General features: G+C 64.7%; 16 protein-coding genes. 12 read left to right on the forward strand and 4 right to left on the reverse strand.

All coding sequences use genetic code 11. The annotated features are described in order from the left end of the window. The first annotated feature begins 4 nt into the window (after positions 1-4). From JQ592_RS25970 to JQ592_RS26010, 9 genes are all read left to right on the forward strand, one after another. Positions 5-886 carry a branched-chain amino acid ABC transporter permease gene (locus tag JQ592_RS25970; protein ID WP_211405610.1) on the forward strand — a complete coding sequence of 294 codons (882 nt, stop codon included), beginning with the start codon at positions 5-7 and terminating at the stop codon, positions 884-886. After that, positions 883-1,902: a branched-chain amino acid ABC transporter permease gene (locus JQ592_RS25975; protein ID WP_211405611.1), complete on the forward strand. Its 1,020-nt coding sequence runs from the start codon at positions 883-885 to the stop codon at positions 1,900-1,902. Before JQ592_RS25970 ends, JQ592_RS25975 begins: the two co-directional genes overlap by 4 nt. Continuing rightward, positions 1,862-2,791: a polyphosphate kinase 2 family protein gene (locus JQ592_RS25980; protein ID WP_211405612.1), complete on the forward strand. Its 930-nt coding sequence runs from the start codon at positions 1,862-1,864 to the stop codon at positions 2,789-2,791. Before JQ592_RS25975 ends, JQ592_RS25980 begins: the two co-directional genes overlap by 41 nt. After that, positions 2,788-3,825 (forward strand): patatin-like phospholipase family protein, encoded by a 1,038-nt coding sequence (locus tag JQ592_RS25985; protein ID WP_211405613.1) that lies wholly within the window; start codon positions 2,788-2,790, stop codon positions 3,823-3,825. The genes JQ592_RS25980 and JQ592_RS25985 overlap by 4 nt, the downstream gene beginning before the upstream one ends. Before the next feature lie 847 nt (positions 3,826-4,672). Continuing rightward, positions 4,673-7,003: a mechanosensitive ion channel domain-containing protein gene (locus tag JQ592_RS25990; protein WP_211405614.1), complete on the forward strand. Its 2,331-nt coding sequence runs from the start codon at positions 4,673-4,675 to the stop codon at positions 7,001-7,003. 102 nt (positions 7,004-7,105) lie between these two features. Next, positions 7,106-8,098 (forward strand): tripartite tricarboxylate transporter substrate-binding protein, encoded by a 993-nt coding sequence (locus tag JQ592_RS25995; protein WP_211405615.1) that lies wholly within the window; start codon positions 7,106-7,108, stop codon positions 8,096-8,098. A gap of 160 nt (positions 8,099-8,258) precedes the next feature. Next, complete coding sequence (locus JQ592_RS26000) at positions 8,259-9,911, forward strand: NAD-dependent malic enzyme (protein WP_211405616.1); 1,653 nt, start codon at positions 8,259-8,261, stop codon at positions 9,909-9,911. A 168-nt stretch (positions 9,912-10,079) separates the two neighbouring features. Next, positions 10,080-10,598 (forward strand): septal ring lytic transglycosylase RlpA family protein, encoded by a 519-nt coding sequence (locus JQ592_RS26005; protein ID WP_211405617.1) that lies wholly within the window; start codon positions 10,080-10,082, stop codon positions 10,596-10,598. 117 nt (positions 10,599-10,715) lie between these two features. After that, positions 10,716-10,871, forward strand: coding sequence for a hypothetical protein (locus tag JQ592_RS26010; protein ID WP_211405618.1), 156 nt, complete (start codon positions 10,716-10,718; stop codon positions 10,869-10,871). Between the two features lie 74 nt (positions 10,872-10,945). On the opposite strand, the gene JQ592_RS26015 is transcribed toward JQ592_RS26010, so the two are convergent. The 3 genes from JQ592_RS26015 to JQ592_RS26025 all read right to left on the reverse strand — a co-directional run bounded on the left by JQ592_RS26015 (position 10,946) and on the right by JQ592_RS26025 (position 14,432). Then, positions 10,946-11,251, reverse strand: a complete 306-nt coding sequence (locus JQ592_RS26015) for a hypothetical protein (protein WP_211405619.1) — start codon at positions 11,249-11,251, stop codon at positions 10,946-10,948. A gap of 84 nt (positions 11,252-11,335) precedes the next feature. Next, positions 11,336-11,608 (reverse strand): hypothetical protein, encoded by a 273-nt coding sequence (locus JQ592_RS26020; RefSeq protein WP_211405620.1) that lies wholly within the window; start codon positions 11,606-11,608, stop codon positions 11,336-11,338. Positions 11,609-11,741: 133 nt separating this feature from the next. Next, positions 11,742-14,432, reverse strand: coding sequence for a flavin-containing monooxygenase (locus JQ592_RS26025; protein WP_211405621.1), 2,691 nt, complete (start codon positions 14,430-14,432; stop codon positions 11,742-11,744). 191 nt (positions 14,433-14,623) lie between these two features. On the opposite strand from JQ592_RS26025, the gene JQ592_RS26030 reads away from it, so the two are divergent. Together JQ592_RS26030 and JQ592_RS26035 are read left to right on the forward strand one after the other, a co-directional pair. Continuing rightward, positions 14,624-14,872, forward strand: a complete 249-nt coding sequence (locus tag JQ592_RS26030; protein WP_211405622.1) for a hypothetical protein — start codon at positions 14,624-14,626, stop codon at positions 14,870-14,872. 82 nt (positions 14,873-14,954) lie between these two features. Then, positions 14,955-16,418, forward strand: a complete 1,464-nt coding sequence (locus tag JQ592_RS26035) for a carboxylesterase/lipase family protein (RefSeq protein WP_211405623.1) — start codon at positions 14,955-14,957, stop codon at positions 16,416-16,418. Positions 16,419-16,437: 19 nt separating this feature from the next. On the opposite strand, the gene JQ592_RS26040 is transcribed toward JQ592_RS26035, so the two are convergent. Further along, a complete protein-coding gene (locus JQ592_RS26040) occupies positions 16,438-16,617 on the reverse strand; it encodes a hypothetical protein (RefSeq protein WP_027547875.1) in 180 nt (59 codons plus the stop codon). 158 nt (positions 16,618-16,775) lie between these two features. On the opposite strand from JQ592_RS26040, the gene JQ592_RS26045 reads away from it, so the two are divergent. Further along, a complete protein-coding gene (locus JQ592_RS26045) occupies positions 16,776-17,573 on the forward strand; it encodes a DODA-type extradiol aromatic ring-opening family dioxygenase (RefSeq protein WP_211405624.1) in 798 nt (265 codons plus the stop codon). The last annotated feature ends 220 nt before the right edge of the window (positions 17,574-17,793 follow it).

Consider the following 17,793-nt stretch of genomic DNA (forward strand, 5'->3'; position numbering starts at 1 on the left):
GGGCATGCAGGCGTTCCTGGACATTTTCGACATCTATCTGCTGGAGGCCGTGATCAACGGCATCCTGCTCGGCGGCGTGCTGGCGCTGCTCGCGCTCGGGCTCAACCTGATCTTCGGCGTCATCGACGTGACCTGGATCTGCTACGCCGAGCTGGTGATGATCGGCATGTACGCCATGTACTTCATGGTGCAGTATTACGGCGTCAGCTATTTCGTTGCTGCCCCGTTCACCATCCTGCTGGTCGCCGTCCTCGGCGCGGCGCTGCACTACCTCGTGATCGCGCCGCTGCTGACCGCACCGCCAATCAACCAGCTGCTGGCAACCGGCGGCGTGCTGTTCGTGCTGCAGAGCTTTGCCACCGTCGCCTTCGGCATCGACTTCCGCAATCTCGGCATCCGCCTGCCGGTGCTCGCCTTCGGCGACATGAACTTCAGCTACGCACGACTGCTGTCGTTCGTGGCCGCGCTGTTCGGCATGGTCGCGGTCTATCTGTTCATGACGCGCACCTTCACCGGCACCGCGATCCGCGCCATCTCGCAGGACCGGCAGATCATGGCGCTGATGGGCGTCGACACCAAGCGGATCTATCTCATCACCTCGGCGCTCGGCGGCGCGCTCGCCGGCCTCGCCGCCTGCCTCCTGGTGCTGCAATATGACGTGCATCCCTTCGTCGGCCTCTCCTTCGGTCCGATCACCTTCCTGATCTGCGTGCTCGGGGGGCTCGGCAATTTCATCGGCGGCTTCATCGCCGCCTTCGTGTTCGCCGAGATCATCTCGCTCGGCGGCCTGTTCTCCGACCTCGAATGGGGCTATGTGCTCGCCTTCGCCTTCTTCATCGTCATGATGTTCATCCGGCCCGCGGGCCTGCTTGCGAGGCGCCGATGATGGGGCAGGGACGTCTTGCTGCATGGGGGATTGGGCTCGCGGCGCTGGTCGCGCTGCCCTTCGTCTATCGCGATCCCTATCATCTGCACATCCTGGTGCTGATCCTGATCTGGTCGTTCGCCTATACGTCGTGGTCGATGATGGGGCGGTTTGGCCTCGTCTCACTCGGGCATGGCGGCTTCATGGGCATTGGCGCCTATGTCACCGCGCTCTTGTGGAATCACCTGGGACTGTCGCCCTGGATCGGCATTCCCATCAGCATGGCGGCGGCCGGCACGCTGGCGCTGATCGTCGGCTATCCCTGCTTCCGCTTTCGCATCACCGGGCACTATTTCGTGCTGGTGACGCTGGCGCTGTCAGGCATCGTGCTCCAGGTGATCACGGCGACGCGCGATTACACCGGCGGCTCGCTCGGCTATACGCCGAACCGCGCCTCCGGCAACAGGCTGCTGGCGCTGCAATTCGACGACAAGACGACCTGGTACCTGATCGCGCTTGCGGTCTGGCTGTTCGGCATCGTGGTCTGGCACTGGGTGGACCGCAGTATGGCGCGCTATGCGCTGGAGGCGATTTCGGAGGACGAGGACGCTGCGGCTGCTGCCGGCGTCGACGTCACCGCCGAGAAGCTGAAGATCACGCTGCTCAGCGCGCTGATGACGGCGCTCGCCGGCGCGATCTACTGCCAGTACCAGATGTTCATCACCCCCGACACGGTCAGCGGCATCGCGGTGTCGCTGCAGATGGTGTTCGCCGCGATCGTCGGCGGCCTGTTCGTCTCGCTCGGGCCGACCGTCGGCGCCATCATCACCATTCTCCTGGCCGAGACGCTACGCATCGGTTTCGGCACCAAGGCGGTCGGCTGGGACAACCTCGTCTACGGCGTGCTGCTCGTGCTCTTCATCATATTCCTTCCCAAGGGCATCCTTGGTAGCTTGCTCGACCGACTGAAGCCGCAACGCAAGGTATCCCGCGCTCATGAGCAAGAAGCCGTCCAAATCGTTCGCCCAGGAGCTTGACCGCTACATCACGCCATTCCGCTACGATGGCTCGGGCAAGTTTCACCTCAAGGCGCACAGGACCGACGAGAAGGGCGATCTCGACAAGGAGAAGGCGCAGGCGATTCTCGACGCCAACAAGAAGCGGCTGATCGAATTCCAGGAGAAGCTCTACGCCCAGGATCGCTGGTCGCTGCTGATCGTGTTCCAGGCCATGGACGCCGGCGGCAAGGACAGTGCGATCAAGGCGATCTTCGAGGGCATCAATCCGCAGGGCTGCGAAGTCACGGCCTTCAAGGCGCCGAGCAGCAAGGAGCTCGACCACGACTTCCTCTGGCGGCACGTCGTCGCGCTGCCCGAGCGCGGCCATATCGGCATCTTCAACCGTTCCCATTACGAAGAGTGCCTCGTCACGCGCGTGCACCCGGAGATCCTCGCCAAGGAGAAGCTGCCGCAGAAGCTCGTCACCAAGAACATCTGGAAGGAACGGTTCGAGGACATCTCCGCCTTCGAGCGCTATCTCTGCCGCAACGGCACCGTGGTGCTGAAGTTCTTCCTCAACGTCTCCAAGGACGAGCAGCGCGAGCGCTTCCTCGACCGGCTGGAGGACCCGGCCAAGCAGTGGAAGTTCTCGATGGACGATATCAAGGAGCGCGCGCTGTGGCCGCGCTACCAGGCGGTCTACCAGGACATCGTCCGTCACACGGCGAGCTCCCATGCGCCCTGGTACGTCGTGCCCGCCGATCACAAATGGTTCGCCCGCGTCGTGATCGGCTCGGTGATCAATGCCGCGCTCGAAAAGCTCGACCTGCGCTTTCCCCGCGCCGACAAGGCCTCGCTGGAAGAGTTCGAGCAGGTGCGCAAGGCGCTGGAGAAAGAGGGGACGGGAGGCAAGAAGAAAGCAAAGTGACAGCCAAGGGGACCACGAACTGCAAGAACGTCAACTTCGCGCTCCAGGGCGGCGGCGCGCACGGCGCCTTCGTCTGGGGCGTGCTCGACCAGGTGCTCGAAGACGGCAGGCTCGCGATCGAGGCGATCAGCGCGACCAGTGCCGGCGCCATGAATGCGGTCGCGATGGCCTCCGGCATGGCGCACGGAGGTGCGGAGGCCGCGCGGGAGAGCCTGCACGCATTCTGGTACGAAGTGTCGCGCATGGACATGGCGTACGATTTGATGTCGCCGCTGAACCAGTGGATCCAGGCCCTGAAGCTGCCGCCGGAATATCATCCGGTCCACGCCGTCATCCACACGCTGACGCACACGCTGCCGCCGGGCCTGCTCAATCCCTTTCATTTCAATCCGCTTCGCTCGCTGCTGCAGCGTGTGGTCGATTTCGACCGGCTCAATTCCTCGCCGGAGGCGCCGCAGCTGTTTCTCAACGCCACCAACGTCCGCACCGGCAAGATCAAGGTGTTCCAGAGCCCGCTGCTCACGGCGGAAACCGTGCTCGCCTCGGCCTGCCTGCCGCCTTACTTCCAGGCCGTCGAGATCGACGGCGAGCATTATTGGGATGGCGGCTATCTCGGCAATCCCGCGATCTATCCGTTGATCTACCGCAAGGGCAGTCACGACGTCATCATCGTGCAGGTCACGGCGATCAGGCGCGACGAGCTGCCGACCAGTGCAGCCGATGTCCTCCACCGTATCAACGAGATCAGCTTCAATTCGTCCCTGATGCGCGAGATGCGCGCGATCGCCTTCGCCACGCGGCTGATCGACGACGGCGAGCTCGACAGCGACAAGCATAGCCGCATGTACATGCATTGGATCGGCAACGATCAGTTGATGTCGCAGCTCGGCACGGCCACGCAGTTCCACCCCGAATGGAGCCTGTTGTGCCGCCTGCGCGACGAGGGCCGCGAGGCGGCGCGAAGCTGGCTGGCGCGAAACTTCGACCAGATCGGAAAGTCCTCGACCGTCGACCTGGCAGGCATGTTTCTGTAGGCCACTGAGCCCGGCCATCGACAAAAAGTGCGAAAACAACCCCATGCACAGTAGCCGAGGATAGCGGAATCAATGGCTTGGCGGTCGGTCGCTGTTGTTCGGATTTAAAGGATTCAATTTGACCCGTCGGGCAAAACAGGGGCATGATGTCACCATGCCCCGCTGTCTCCTCAATGTGCGCGACGCGGCGCGGAAGCGCTTCCTATTCGCGAGCACGGCGCAGCGGTTCAGGGAACTCGCGCGTTCAAATGTGATCCTTCAGTCATCGATCCTGCTTGACAGTTTTGTGTCTCAGGAGGAGCATCCCAGCGGTCGCGAATACGCGACGCGTAACGTCCACCTCATGAGCAAGGGGAGGTCTATGACACCACCTCCGCAAATCCAGCCGCGTTAATTGCGATGGAGCTCGTTCGGACTATCGCATAGCGGCGCAAACCGCGAACGGCACGCCGGGTCAAGGTTTAGCGGGCTGCATCAGTGAGGCATAGCCCCTACCTTCCCGGCGCTGTAATTTTGATACGCTCGCATTGCGCAGACCTGACGAGGTCGCGCCGGGCATTGACATCATGTCTTCTCCCTCCTCCTCTTCGCCGTCATTCCGGTGTCCTCCCGGAATGACGGGAGAGGTTTTGGCGTGAGCATCGTGTTCCATCGGTGCATGCCTTCAATTCGGCATTTCGCTGGGTCGGAAGCGGAGTTGCATTGCGGCAAATGCCAAGAGAATGTCGCCTCAAAGGCCAACTTCCGACACAGGGCCGGGGCGAATAGCGGTCATCCGACATGACGCATGCGCTTCGGCGGCGACTCCCGTCGCCGCCGGCGCATTCATTTTTTTCAGGGAATCCGCGTGTCGCATAAGCTTGTCCCGGCGCTTCTCGCAGCGCTCTTCCTCGCCATCGTGTCTTTCTCCCCGGCGCGCGCCGAGCAGCCCGCGCCGGACGTCAAGGGTGCGACCGCGCTGTCGCCCGATGAGGCAAAGCGTGCACTGGAAACCCTTCAGGACGACAAGAAGCGCGCGCAGATGATCGACACGCTGCGCGCAATCGCCAATGCGTCCGGTCAGCAGCAGCCGGCGCCCGAACAGAAATCGCCGATCCCGCTTGCGGCCGACGGCCTCGGTGCGCAGCTCATGCTCACGGTGTCGGAGGAGATCGGCGAGATCTCGCGCGATGTCGCCGACATGGCGCGGACACTGACGAATTTTCCGGCATTCTATTACTGGATCATGCGGACCGCGAACGATCCTGCCGCCTACAATCTCCTGATCGAGATCGCCTGGAAGCTCGCGCTGGTGTTCGGCTGCGCCTTCTCCGCGGAATGGGTGATCTTCCGCCTGATCCGGCGTCCCGTTGTCTTCCTCGAAGGACGCGTGCCGCAAACCGCACGTCTTCCTGTGCAGGCGCTCCCGATTGCCGATCCGCCGTCATCGGTCGCCGACGTCACTCCCGCGCTCGAATTGCACAGGCACCGTCACAGCCTCGCGCGCGTCTGGCAATTGCTGCTGCGGCTGCCTTTCGTGGTCGGACGGCTCGCGCTCGAGCTGCTGCCGGTGTTCATTTTCGTCGGTCTGGCGACCGCGCTGCTCGGAACGGAGATCGGCGAACCCGCCACCGTCCGCCTCGTGATCCTCGCGGTCGTCAACGCCTATGCGTTCTCGCGCGGGCTCATCTGCGTCATCCGTGCCCTGGCGGGACCGTTCGGCCTGTTTCCGGTCCGGGCCGAGACCGCGGCCTATATCGAGATCTGGGCCCGCCGTATCGTCGGTGTCGGCGTCACCGGTATCGCCTTCGCCAACGTGGCACTGCTGCTCGGCTTGCCCCGCACCGGCTATGCCGCGCTGTTGCGCATGGTGATGCTGGTCGTGCATCTCTTCGTCGTCGTCATCATCCTGCAATGCCGCCGCCAGGTTGCCGACGCCATTCGCGCGCCCGCCGAACGGCAGGGCATTGCGGCACGCCTGCGCAATCGCATCGCCGGCGGCTGGCATTATCTTGCGATCGCGCTCGACCTCGCGCTGTGGGCGGTCTGGGCGCTCAACATCCGCAACGGCTATTCGCTGCTGCTGCAATATTTCGTTGGGACAGTCGTGGTGGCGCTGATGACGCGCGTCACTATCATGGTGACGCTGAGCCTGATCGACCGCGGTTTCCGCATCAATCCGGAGATCCTCCAGCGCTTTCCGGGACTGGAGGTCCGCGCAAACCGCTATCTGCCGCTGCTGCGCAAGATCGTCTCGGGCGTGATCGCCTTCATCGGCTTCGTGGCGGTGCTCGAGGTCTGGGGCGTCGACGCCATCGTCTGGTTCTATGGCGGCCAGATCGGCGGCCGGCTGATCTCGGCGGTGGTGACGATCGGCATTGCGGTGGCTATCGCTGCGGCCATCTGGGAAATCAGCAATGCGCTGCTGGATCGTCAGATCAATGCGCTGTCCAGGGACGGGCACTATGCCCGCGCGGCGCGCCTTCGCACCTTCCAGCCGATGCTGCGCACCGCGCTGCTCTGCCTGATCGCCACCGTCGTCGGCCTTACGGCGCTGAGCGAGATCGGCGTCAATGTCGCCCCGCTGCTGGCGGGCGCCGGCATTGTCGGCATCGCCATCGGCTTCGGTTCGCAAAAGCTGGTGCAGGACCTCATCACCGGCCTGTTCCTGCTGCTGGAGAACACGGTGCAGGTTGGCGACACCGTCAGCGTCTCGGGGTTGACAGGCGTCGTCGAGAACGTCTCGATCCGCACCATCCGCCTGCGTGCCGGCGACGGCGCGGTGCACATCGTGCCGTTCAGCGCGGTCACCACCATCACCAATGCCAGCCGCGGCGCCGGCAACGCCTCCGTCAGCGTCAACGTCGCCTACAAGGAGGACACGGACCGCGCCGGCCAGATCCTCAAGGACATCGTCGACGAGATGCGGCGCGAAACGGACTTCCGCGCGCTGATCCGCGGCGATCTCGAACTGTGGGGCATCGACAAGGTCGATGGCGCGATGGTTTCGATCGTCGGCCAAATCCGCTGCACCGAGGCCGGCCGCTGGCCGGTGCAGCGCGAATTCAACCGCCGCATGAAGCTGCGCTTCCAGCAGAACGGCATCGAGGTTGCCTCCGCGACCCAGACCATTCTGATGCAGATCGCGCCGCCGGCAGAGGGGGCCGCCAATCTGACGCCGCGGCGGGCGGCCGGATAGAAGCTCCGCAAAATTCCAGCTTGCCTGCGCTCGTCCGGCAGCGTTCACTCCAGCCTCAGCCCGCTGACAACATGCGGGCGGCAAAAAAGGGTGGAGACGATGATGCGGGGGCTGTGGGCCGGATTTCGCGGTCATGTGTTCGTCATTTGCGCGTTGATCGCGGCGTGGGCCGCACCGGGCAACGCGCAGCCGTTTCCGTCGCGCCCCATCACCCTCGTTGTGCCGTTCGCGGCGGGCGGCCCGACCGACACGCTGGCGCGGATCCTGTCAGAGCGGGTCGCGACCGAGCTGCACACGACGGTCGTGGTCGAGAACGTGGCGGGTGCGTCCGGCAGCATCGCCGGTGCCCGCGTCGCACGCGCGGCCCCTGACGGCACCACCATCACCATCGGCCATTGGGGCACGCATGTGCTGAACGGCGCGATCCTCAAGCTGCCCTATGACGTGGTCGCCGATTTCGAGCCGGTTGCGACCATCGCGATGGGCACGCAGCTCATCGTCGGCCGGAAGTCTCTCGAGGCGAACAATCTGAAAGAGATGATCGCGTGGCTGAAGGCCCACCCCGGCAAGGCCACCGCGGGGACGGCTGGCGCTGGCACCGGCGCCCATGTCGCCGGCGTCTTCTTCAAGGAGAAGACCGGGACCGACTTCCAGTTCGTGCCCTATCGCGGCGCCGGGCCGGCGATGATCGATCTGGTCGCAGGCCAGATCGACATCATGTTCGACCAGGCCTCGAACTCGCTGCCGCAATACAAGAACGGCGCCATCAAGGCGTTCGCCGTGACCTCGCCGACACGGCTTGCATCTGCACCCGACATCCCGACTGTCGACGAGGCGGGCCTGCCCGGGCTCTATATTTCCTACTGGCACGGCATCTGGGCACCGAAGAACACGCCGAAGGAGATCATCACGAAGCTCAACGCGGCCATCGTCGCCGTGCTTGCGGATGCTTCCGTCAAGCAGCGCTTTGCCGAACTCGGGCAGGAGATACCGCCCATAACCCAGCAAACGCCCGCAGCGCTCGCCGCCTTCCAGAAGGCCGAGACCGAGAAATGGTGGCCGATCGTGAAGGCCGCCGACATCAAGCCTGAGTAGCATTGCGACGTTAACCTTTTATCGCGCGATGCCGTTCTCTTAGGCAAGCCTCGCTGCGGTGCGAGATCACAATCGAGCCTTGAGTTTCTACGTCCTTGATCTCAGGGGGGCGGTGGCCGACAATGCCTGCGGTTCAATAAGAAACTCCCTGGGGGAATTCGTGAATAGACCTGCTCGGGTCAGCGCCCATTCGACATCATCCGACGCCGCGCACGGCATGACGCTGCTGCGCGACCCCTTGCTCAACAAGGGCACTGCCTTCACGGAAGCGGAGCGCGCCGCGCTCGGCCTGCGTGGCCTGCTGCCGCCTTGCGTGCTGACGATCGAGGCACAGGTCGAACGCGTGCTGATCAATCTGCGTGCGCTGCCGACCGACCTCGAAAAATACGTCGCGCTGAACGCGCTGCATGACCGCAACGAGGCGCTGTTCTTCCGCGTCGTCGTCGACAATATCGACGAGATCCAGCCGATCATCTACACGCCGACCGTCGGGCTCGCCTGCCAGAAATACGGCCTGATCTTCCAGCGGCCGCGCGGCATGTTCATCTCCTCGCGCGATCGCGGTCAGATCGCCGAGATCCTGAAGAACTGGCCCTATCCGGCCAAGCTGATCGTCGTCACCGATGGCGAGCGCATTCTGGGACTTGGCGATCTCGGTGCCAACGGCATGGGTATTCCCGTCGGCAAGCTGTCGCTCTATTCCGCCTGTGCCGGCGTGCATCCCGAGCACTGCCTGCCTGTTGTGCTCGACGTCGGCACCAACAACGAAGAGCTCTTGAACGATCCGTATTATCTCGGCCTGCGTGAGCGCCGGCTCACCGGTGAGGCCTATGACAGCTTCGTCGACGAGTTCATGACGGCTGCGCGCAAAACCTTTCCCGACGTGCTGATCCAGTTCGAGGATTTCGCCAATCATTCGGCGTTCAAGCTGCTGCACAAATATCGCGACGAGACCTGCGTCTTCAACGACGACATCCAGGGCACTGCGGCGGTGGCGCTTGCCGGCCTGTTCTCGGCCTTGCGCGTCTCCGGCGGCAAGCTAAAGAATCAGAAAATCCTGTTCCTCGGCGCGGGCGAAGCGGCGACCGGCATCGCCGATCTCGTGGTCTCCGCCATGATGGCGGAGGGGGCCACGGAAGCCGAAGCGCTCCGTCGCAACTGGCTGGTGGATTCCCGCGGCCTCGTGGTCGGCGGCCGTGAAGGCCTCTCCGGCCACAAGCTGCGCTATGCCCACACCGGCCAGGCGCCGATTGCGGACTTCCTCACCGCGATCAAGACGCTGAAGCCGACGGCGATCATTGGCGTCGCCGCAGTCGGCGGCGCCTTCACGCCCGAGGTGCTGAAGACGATGGCCGAGCTCAACGAGCAGCCGATCGTGTTCGCGTTGTCCAACCCGACCTCGAAGGCGGAATGCTCGGCGGAGGACGCCTATCGCTACACCGAGGGCCGTGCGCTGTTCGCCTGCGGCAGCCCGTATGATCCGGTCACGCTCAGCGGCCGTACCTTCGTGCCGCGCCAGGGCAACAACTCCTACATCTTCCCCGGCGTCGGCCTCGGCGTGATCGCCAGCCGCTCCAGGCTGGTGACGGACGAGATGTTCATGGCGGCCGCGCATGCTCTGGCCGATTGCGTCGGCAAGGAGGACCTCGCCCAGGGCAGCCTCTATCCGGCGCTGCCCCGCATCCGCGAGGTCTCGGTCCGCATCGCCGCCGCGGTGGCCGACGTCGCCTATCAGCGCGGCCTCGCCGACGGACCCGCGCCCAATGACGTGAAGGCCCTGGTCCAGTCGCAGATGTACGAGCCGAAGTACTGAGGCGTCCGCGACGGTCTTCATAGGGCTGATCTGTCCCGATTCGGGACATCCACTGTGATGGAATCGTCACAGCCGGCGCGAAACGATGGCGGCCGCACGGCCGCTTTTGTTCCGACAAGGTTCTGCCCCGATTGCCCACCGAAACTTGGGTTGTTCGGAGGGCGCATCATGTCTCGCATTGCAAGTGCCGAAACTGCCCGAATGTCGCTGGCAAGCTCGAGCCGGTTGCTGCTCGCGATCCTGGGTGCCGCATCGCTCGCTGCCTGCGCGCAGTCACCGGTCGGCCGCCAGAAGGCCGATCTCGCCGGCACAAGCCGGCAGGCCGCGATCGAGCGGCCGCACAGGGTGGCGGCATTGCATCCGCGGCCGATCAGCCGGGCACGTGTCCCCGACGGTGAGGCAAAGCGAACCGCTTCGCATGGCCTTGCCAGCTTCTATTCGGACACCGAGACCGCGAGCGGCGAGAAGTTCGACAAGAACGAACTGACCGCGGCGCATCCCACCCTGCCGTTCGGCACCAAGCTGCGCGTCACCGACGTGTCCTCCGGCCGCTTCGTCACCGTCAGGGTCAACGATCGCGGCCCCTTCGTGCGCGGGCGTGTGGTCGACATCACGCCGTCCGCGGCCGAAGCGCTCGGCATGGTCGACAAGGGCCTTGCCAATGTCCGGCTCGACGTCGTGCGATGAGACGCGTTTCGCGCGTATGAGGCGCCGCGCTTAACCGGCTGTTAGGCGCTTCTCAAGCACCATGGCTGCCCAAACAATTCGGGGCTCCAATTTGGGGGCTTTTGGGGAGGCGGGCGCTTGAACACGATCCAGTATCTCGAAGATCAGGCCGCGCGTGCCGAGCGGCTCGCCAAACGGATCACGGATACGCTGGCGATCGAAAAGCTGCTGACCTTCGCCGGCGAACGCCGCCGCGAGATCGAGGTCATCACCGGCAAATATCGGCGCGCCTAACTCATACGAAAAGCGCCGCGGACGCGGCGCTTTTTTGTTGGGCGCGATTTGAAGCGTGCGAGCGCGATCCGCGCTCAGCTATGGCTCTCGACGAAATCGCTGAGATAATCGGGCAGCTCTATGCCATCGATGTCGCAGCGCGCCTGGATCGCGTCGGCGACATCCGTCGAGATGTCCTTCATCCAGTGCTCGAGCGTGTTGAACGAGATCACCTTGATGGGATCGTTGAAGCAACCGGCGACCAACTCGCCGATCGCGGCATCGAGATCGCTGCGCTCGATGCGGATTTCAGTCGCTCTATCGAGGCGGTCGACGACGACGAAGAGGGTTTGGTCCGCGCCATAGGGCACGACGGGGGATGCAACGCCAGCTTCTAGCATGTGAGGCGCTCACGATTTGACTTCCGATCTCCGACAACGGGAAAAACCGGAAGAAGGTCCCTACGCACGTGCTTGTGAAGGCCGTCAGAGAAATTCTCTCCAGCGCGACAGCTCGATGACGTGCTCGGGAGAGAGAACGGCGGTAACCAGTGGCGGCTGCGGCGCCGTGCGGATCTCATAGAGGTGCCGGGTCGCCGCGGGCTTCTTCATGAAGGCCGAGATGCACTCGTCGAGCGTCCCCTCGCTCACCTGGTAGGGCACGCGGTCCGGGCGGCGCTGGTTGGCAAGCGACGGCCATTTATGCAGCGCTGCAAGCGCGCCGAAATCGACTTTTGACTCCGCAACAACGTCCCCCATCGTCCCGCCTCACGCAAAAAGAACCCCAGCGCGCGGTCTTGCGCGCCGGGGCCTACACCTTGTCGCTGCATCTCAATGCCACGCTCAGACAACGCGGCAGCCGGGAATTGGTTCCCGGCCGATCCGTTGCTCCTCAGCTCGCAGCTGCCGCGATCTTGTGCCCCGGGCTGGCATCACCGTGACTGCGCTCATCACCGCGACTGACCTCCGGCGGAAGTCCGGCGAAGCGCCGCAGGGCTTCGGCCATCTGCACCCGGCCCGGCGCGCCGGTGATCACCACGTCGACCATCGTGAAGGACGAGTGGAAATGGCCGCGCGCCTTGAGCTGCTCGACCGGAACGCCCGCAGCCTGCATCGCCTCGGCATAGGCGATACCCTCGTCGCGCAGCGGATCGAACTCGCAGGTGACGACGAAGGCCGGCGGCAGGCCCGCGACCTTGCCGCGCAGCGGCGAGACGCGCGGATCGGTGCGGTCGGCCGGCGAGCAATAGAGATCCCAGAACCAGTACATCAGCGAGCGCGTCAGGAAATAGGCGGTCGCATTGTCGTTGTAGGAGGGCCGGTCAAACGTGCAGTCGGTGACCGGACAGATCAGCAACTGGCCGGCGATTTCAGGACCGCCACGGTCACGCGCGATTTGGCAGGTGACGGCGGCGATGTTGCCCCCGGCGCTCCAGCCGGCGACGAGCACCGGTCCCGGTCTGCCACCGAGCTCGGCGGCGTGCTCGGCGATCCAGCGCGTTGCCGCATAGCCGTCCTCGGCCGCGGCCGGGAAGCGATGCTCCGGCGCGTGGCGATAGCCGACGCTGACGAACATCATGCCGGTCCTGCGCACCATGTCGCGGCAGAACGGCTCGTCCGACTGCTCGTCGCCGAGCACCCAGCCACCGCCGTGGAAATAGACCACGACCGGATGCGGGCCTGCTGTCGCTGGCTTGAAGACCCGATAGGGCAGCGGACCGTCGGCACCGGGCAGGGTGCCGTCGACGATCTCGCCGATCGGCCGTCCGGCGGGACGGCCCTTGTTGAACTCGTTGACGAAGGCGCGCGCGCCCTCCGCGCCCATCGACTCGATCGGCGGCAGGTTGAGCGTTGCCAGCAGGTTCAGCGCCAGCCGCACATCGGGTTGCAGGCGCACCACCTCGCCGTCATTGCATTGCGCGGCGCCATTGGGGCCGGTGAGCCTGAAGCCGAGCATGCCGCGGCTGACCACCTCGTCGCAGATGCTGCGATAGGGGCCGACGCCGCCGGTATAGGGCATCAGGCCCTGCACCTTGCCGGGCACGTTGGCGCCGGTGTACCAGGTGTTGGCGAGCCGGTGCAGCGTCAGCATCGAGCAGTCCGCCATATGCCGGCCCCAGGCGGCTTGCGCCGTCTCGGTCGGCTCCATCGTCGTGAAGCCGGCGTCGCGCAATGCGGCCAGCCGGTCAACGACCCAGTCGACATGCTGCTCGATCGACACCGCCATGTTCGACAGCACCGACGGGCTGCCGGGGCCGGTGATCATGAAGAAGTTCGGAAAGCCTTCCACCGTGAGCCCGAGATAGGTCTGCGGCCCCTGCGCCCAGACGTCGGTGAGCGACCTGCCGCCGCGTCCGGTGATCGGATGCACGGCGCGGATCGCGCCGGTCATGGCGTCGAAGCCGGTCGCGAACACGATGACGTCGAGGTCGAAGCTGCGGCCGTTCGTGGAGATGCCGCTCGCGGTGATCGCCTTGATCGGCTCATGGCGCAGATTGACCAGTGTAACGTTCGGCCGGTTGTAGGTGGCGTAATAGTTGGTGTCGAGACAGGGACGCTTGGCGCCGAAGGGATGGTCATGCGGCGTGAGTGCCGCGGCGGTCTCGGGATCCCTGACGGCGGCGCTGATCTTTTCGCGGATCAGGTCCTGGACGATCTTGTTGCCGTCGACGTCGACGGCCTGGTCGGCCCAGAGCTGCGTCAGGATGTGGACGAGGTCGCCGGCCGCCCAGGCCCGTTCGAACCGTTCACGACGCTCGGCATCGCTCAATTGCCAGCTCACGACCGTCTGCTGCGGATAGGGCACGCCGGCCATCGACTGGCGTGCCTGCGCGCGATAGTCCGCGCGATCGCCTTGCAGCAGGCTCATGCGGTCGGAGGGAGCGGGGCCGTTATGCGCCGGCAATGCAAAATTCGGCGTGCGCTGGAACACGGTCAGATGCGCGGCCTGCTCGGCGATCAGCGGGATCGACTGGATGGCCGACGAGCCCGTGCCGATCACGGCGACACGTTTGCCCGCGAGATTGACGCCGTCATGCGGCCAGCGCCCGGTGAAATAGACCTCGCCCTTGAAGTCCTTGACGCCGTCGATCTCCGGCGGCTTGGGCGCGGAGAGGCAGCCGGTGGCCATGATGTAGTGGCGGCAGGAGACAGGTGGCCCATTGTCGGTGGTGAGCTGCCAGCGCTCGGCCGCCTCGTCCCATCTGGCCTCGGTCACCTTCGTCCTGAAGCGGATGTCGCGCCTGAGATCATAGCGGTCGGCAACGAAGCCGAGATAGCGCAGGATCTCGGGCTGGGTCGCGTATTTTTCCGACCAGGTCCAGGCCGCCTCGAGCTCGGGATCGAAGGTGTAGCTGTAGTCGATGGTCTGGATATCGCAGCGCGCACCGGGATAGCGGTTCCAGTACCAGGTTCCCCCGACATCGCCGGCCTCTTCGAGGGCAACGGTCGTGAACCCGGCCTTGCGCAGGCGATGGAGAAGATAGAGGCCGGCGAACCCGGCGCCGACCACGGCGACGTCGACCTCTTGGGCTGTTCCACTCGCCGCTTTGGACTCACGCGCAGCGACCATTGCTTCCTGCATGGCATTTCCTCCCGTGCGTTTTGTTTTGCCGGCAGGCTAGCCCTGCAGGCTCGGCTTGTCATCAGAGCAAGTGCAATCTTCGGTAGTCGTTTGCGGCTTCACGGTGGCGGCGCGAACGTTGCTCCAATGCACGCATCGCGATGCACAATGGCCGTGATTACCCGGGCTAATCATGCCTGATCCCTCTGTGTATGCTTGCGATTACAAGCCACGCGTGCCGGCCGGGCGTCATGACAGAGTTGAGTGAGCGGACCAAAGCCAACATGGACGTCGTCCTGGAGGAGACGTGCCGCCAACTGCCCCATGGCGGTGATCATGACAGCCGCAGGTTCATCGCCGAGCGCCTGATCGAGGCGGCGCAGTCGGGACACTCCACGCTCGGTGAACTCGGCATCATCGCCCGCCGCGCGCTTGCGGAGATTCTCGCCAAGGGCGGTTAGCTGGGAGCCGCGAGACTTGCCTCTTCGCGCGTCGCGGACATAACCTTGCAGGAAACCTTTTTGCGCATCGAGATCCCCCAAGATGCGGTCCCTGCTTGCGCTCGTTACGGCTTCCGGATTCCTTTGCCTTGCCGGCCCGGCCGCAGCCCAGCCGGTCGGACAGTTTCCGTTTGCGCTGACGCGCGAGGGCCAGATGCTCGGCGGCGTCGAAGGCGAGGTGGCCTTCTTCAAGGGGCTGGCTTATGCAGCTCCGCCGGTCGGGCCGCTGCGCTGGCGTCCGCCGGAGGCGACCGAGGAAAGCTCGGAGATGCGCACCGCCTACGAGTACGGCGCAGCCTGCCCGCAGTCATCGCTGCCGAACGCGCGCGAGGATTGCCTCACACTCAACGTGTTTCGTCCGTTCGGCGTCGACGGCCCGTTGCCGGTGATGGTGTTCGTCCATGGCGGCGGCTTTGTCAGCGGCACCGTGAACGATCCGCTGTTCGACGGCGCCAGGCTCGCGCAGGCCGGCCTCATCGTGGTCACCGTGAATTATCGTCTCGGCGTGCTCGGCTGGCTCACTCATCCCGCGCTGTCGGAAGGCGGCTCCGGAAATTACGGGCTGATGGATCAGGTCGCGGCGCTGCGTTGGGTGCACGACAATATCGCGGCGTTCGGTGGCGATCCCGGCAACGTCACTCTGTTCGGCAGTGACGCGGGTGCGACATCGATTGCGTTGTTGATGCTGTGCGGCGAGGCGCGCGGCCTGTTTCAGAAAGCCATTTTGCAATCGCTGCCCGGCCGCGTGCGCCTGCTCTCGCGGCAGGAGGCGGAGGCCTTGGGCCTGCAATTCGTCGCGACGCTCGGGCAGGATGGCACCGACCCCCGCGCGATTGCGCCGGCGCGGCTGCTTGCGGCCGAAAGCAAGCTGCTCGCAAGATCTCCGCACGGCTTCGCGCCGGCCATCGACGGGGGTCTCGTGACGGAAGACGTCGCCGCAGGCTTTGCGGCCGGACATCAAGGCCGGATTCCCCTGATCATCGGCGCCAACGATGACGAGACGGGTTTCGACAGCGAGCCCGAGATCGCGGAGGCACTTGCATCGTCGGGTGCGACACCCGAACAACTGCGCAAGCTCTATCTCGACCTCGCCAGGCCTTCGGACCTTGCCGCACGAGTCTACACCGACAAGGTGTTCTCCGAGCCGGTGAGGCTGCTGGCGCGCCTGCATGCCGCGACCGGCGCGCCAACCTTCCGCTATCGCTTCGCCTATGTGCCGGAGGCCCGGCGCGCCAATCCCGAGGGCGGTCACGGACGCGAGTTGCAATTCATCTTCGGCGCGGAAGGCGTCCCCGGTGCCGGCATCCTGTCGCGGCGCGACCGCGAGGTCGCAAGCCGCATGCGCGCCTACTGGATCAACTTCGTCAGGAGCGGCGATCCCAACGGTCCTGACCTGCCGCGCTGGGACGCGGCGGCTGGCAGCGATCGCCTGCTGCTGATGACGAACGATACCATCGCGAGCGGCGACGATCCCCTCGCGGAGCGTCTCGACCGGCTCGCGCGCTAGCGCGACAAAAGAGTTGGACTTAGGCCGCGAGCTCGACGCGCGGCGCCGGGCTCAGCCGGTCTTCCTCGAGATAGTCCATCGCACCGTCCTTCTCGACGGCATAGAATTGCTGGCCTTCCCGCGACTTGAAGGCGGCGCGAACGACGCCGCGGCGGCCCTTGTCACTGTTGACGACGTCCCCCAGCGCAAACTTCCTCATCTCACGTCCTCGTCTTCTGGCCGACTCCTTTGGCCACGGCGGGGATTTTGGAAGGCAAATCGTTAACGACTTGCTAACCATACGGGTTTGCCTATGCTCGCCGCCGGTCGCCTGCGGCCGCTACGCGCGTATGTTGTCTTTGAGCCGAGCCTTTACCCATGACGCGATTTCCGACCCTCTTCCTGTCGCATGGCGGCGGCCCCTGGCCCTTCATGGAGGACCGGCGGGTGCAATATGCAAAGACGGCCGAGGAGTTCGGCCGGCTGCCGCAGCTTCTCCCGGAACGGCCGAAGGCCGTGCTCGTCATCACCGGCCATTGGGAGGCCGACGCCTTCACCGTGTCGACCTCGGCGCATCCGCCGATGGTCTACGACTATTACGGTTTCCCCGAGCATACCTATCACCTCAAATATCCCGCGCCGGGCAAGCCCGAACTCGCAGCGGAGGTGAGGGCGCTGCTCAAGCACGCCGGGCTCGATTGTCGCGAAGATCCCAATCAGGGTTTTGACCACGGCACCTTCGTGCCGCTCGGCCTGATGTATCCCAGCGCCGACATGCCGATCGTGCTCTTGTCGCTGAAATCGAGTTACGATGCGGCCGAACACATCAAGGTCGGAGAGGCGATCTCATCGCTGCGTGACGAGGGCATTTTGATCGTCGGTAGCGGACTCACCTATCACAACATGCGCGGCTTCAACCGGCCGGAGTCGAAGCCGGTCTCGTATGATTTCGAGGCCTATCTGAACGAGGCGATCAGCAACCCCGATGCGGTGCGCCGCAACGCGATGCTGGTCGACTGGGAGAATGCGCCGAGCGCACGCCTTGCGCATCCGCGCGAGGACCATCTGCTGCCGTTGATGGTGGCGGCCGGCGCCGCCGGCAGCGACGTGGGCAAGCGTGTTTTTGTCGACGAAGTCGCGGGCGTCGCGATGGCGTCGTATGTGTTTGGTGGGTGACTCTTCCTTCTCCCCTTGTGGGAGAAGGTGGCGCGAAGCGCCGGATGAGGGGTATCTCTCCGCGAGTCCAACTCTCATTTGAATTTGCGGAGAGATACCACTCACCCGTCTCGCCGCTAGTGCGGCGAGCCACCCTCTCCCACTGTTCAGACCGGGGAGATGGTGGACGGGTGTTCGGAGACATCGTGGACACTTTCTGGACTCCCGTCGAGAGGCCGGA

The organism is Bradyrhizobium iriomotense (assembly GCF_018129405.1).
Taxonomy (GTDB): Bacteria; Pseudomonadota; Alphaproteobacteria; order Rhizobiales; family Xanthobacteraceae; genus Bradyrhizobium; species Bradyrhizobium iriomotense_B.

Bases quoted from the DNA above. Each gene is read 5' to 3' on its own strand.
- JQ592_RS25975 (WP_211405611.1), top strand. From the start codon at position 883: ATGATGGGGCAGGGACGTCTTGCTGCATGGGGGATTGGGCTCGCGGCG.
- JQ592_RS25995 (WP_211405615.1), top strand. From the start codon at position 7,106: ATGCGGGGGCTGTGGGCCGGATTTCGCGGTCATGTGTTCGTCATTTGC.
- JQ592_RS25970 (WP_211405610.1), top strand. From the start codon at position 5: ATGCAGGCGTTCCTGGACATTTTCGACATCTATCTGCTGGAGGCCGTG.
- JQ592_RS26030 (WP_211405622.1), top strand. From the start codon at position 14,624: ATGCTTGCGATTACAAGCCACGCGTGCCGGCCGGGCGTCATGACAGAG.
- JQ592_RS26025 (WP_211405621.1), bottom strand. From the start codon at position 14,432: ATGCAGGAAGCAATGGTCGCTGCGCGTGAGTCCAAAGCGGCGAGTGGA.
- JQ592_RS26020 (WP_211405620.1), bottom strand. From the start codon at position 11,608: ATGGGGGACGTTGTTGCGGAGTCAAAAGTCGATTTCGGCGCGCTTGCA.
- JQ592_RS26015 (WP_211405619.1), bottom strand. From the start codon at position 11,251: ATGCTAGAAGCTGGCGTTGCATCCCCCGTCGTGCCCTATGGCGCGGAC.
- JQ592_RS26040 (WP_027547875.1), bottom strand. From the start codon at position 16,617: ATGAGGAAGTTTGCGCTGGGGGACGTCGTCAACAGTGACAAGGGCCGC.
- JQ592_RS25980 (WP_211405612.1), top strand. From the start codon at position 1,862: ATGAGCAAGAAGCCGTCCAAATCGTTCGCCCAGGAGCTTGACCGCTAC.
- JQ592_RS26035 (WP_211405623.1), top strand. From the start codon at position 14,955: ATGCGGTCCCTGCTTGCGCTCGTTACGGCTTCCGGATTCCTTTGCCTT.
- JQ592_RS26045 (WP_211405624.1), top strand. From the start codon at position 16,776: ATGACGCGATTTCCGACCCTCTTCCTGTCGCATGGCGGCGGCCCCTGG.
- JQ592_RS26005 (WP_211405617.1), top strand. From the start codon at position 10,080: ATGTCTCGCATTGCAAGTGCCGAAACTGCCCGAATGTCGCTGGCAAGC.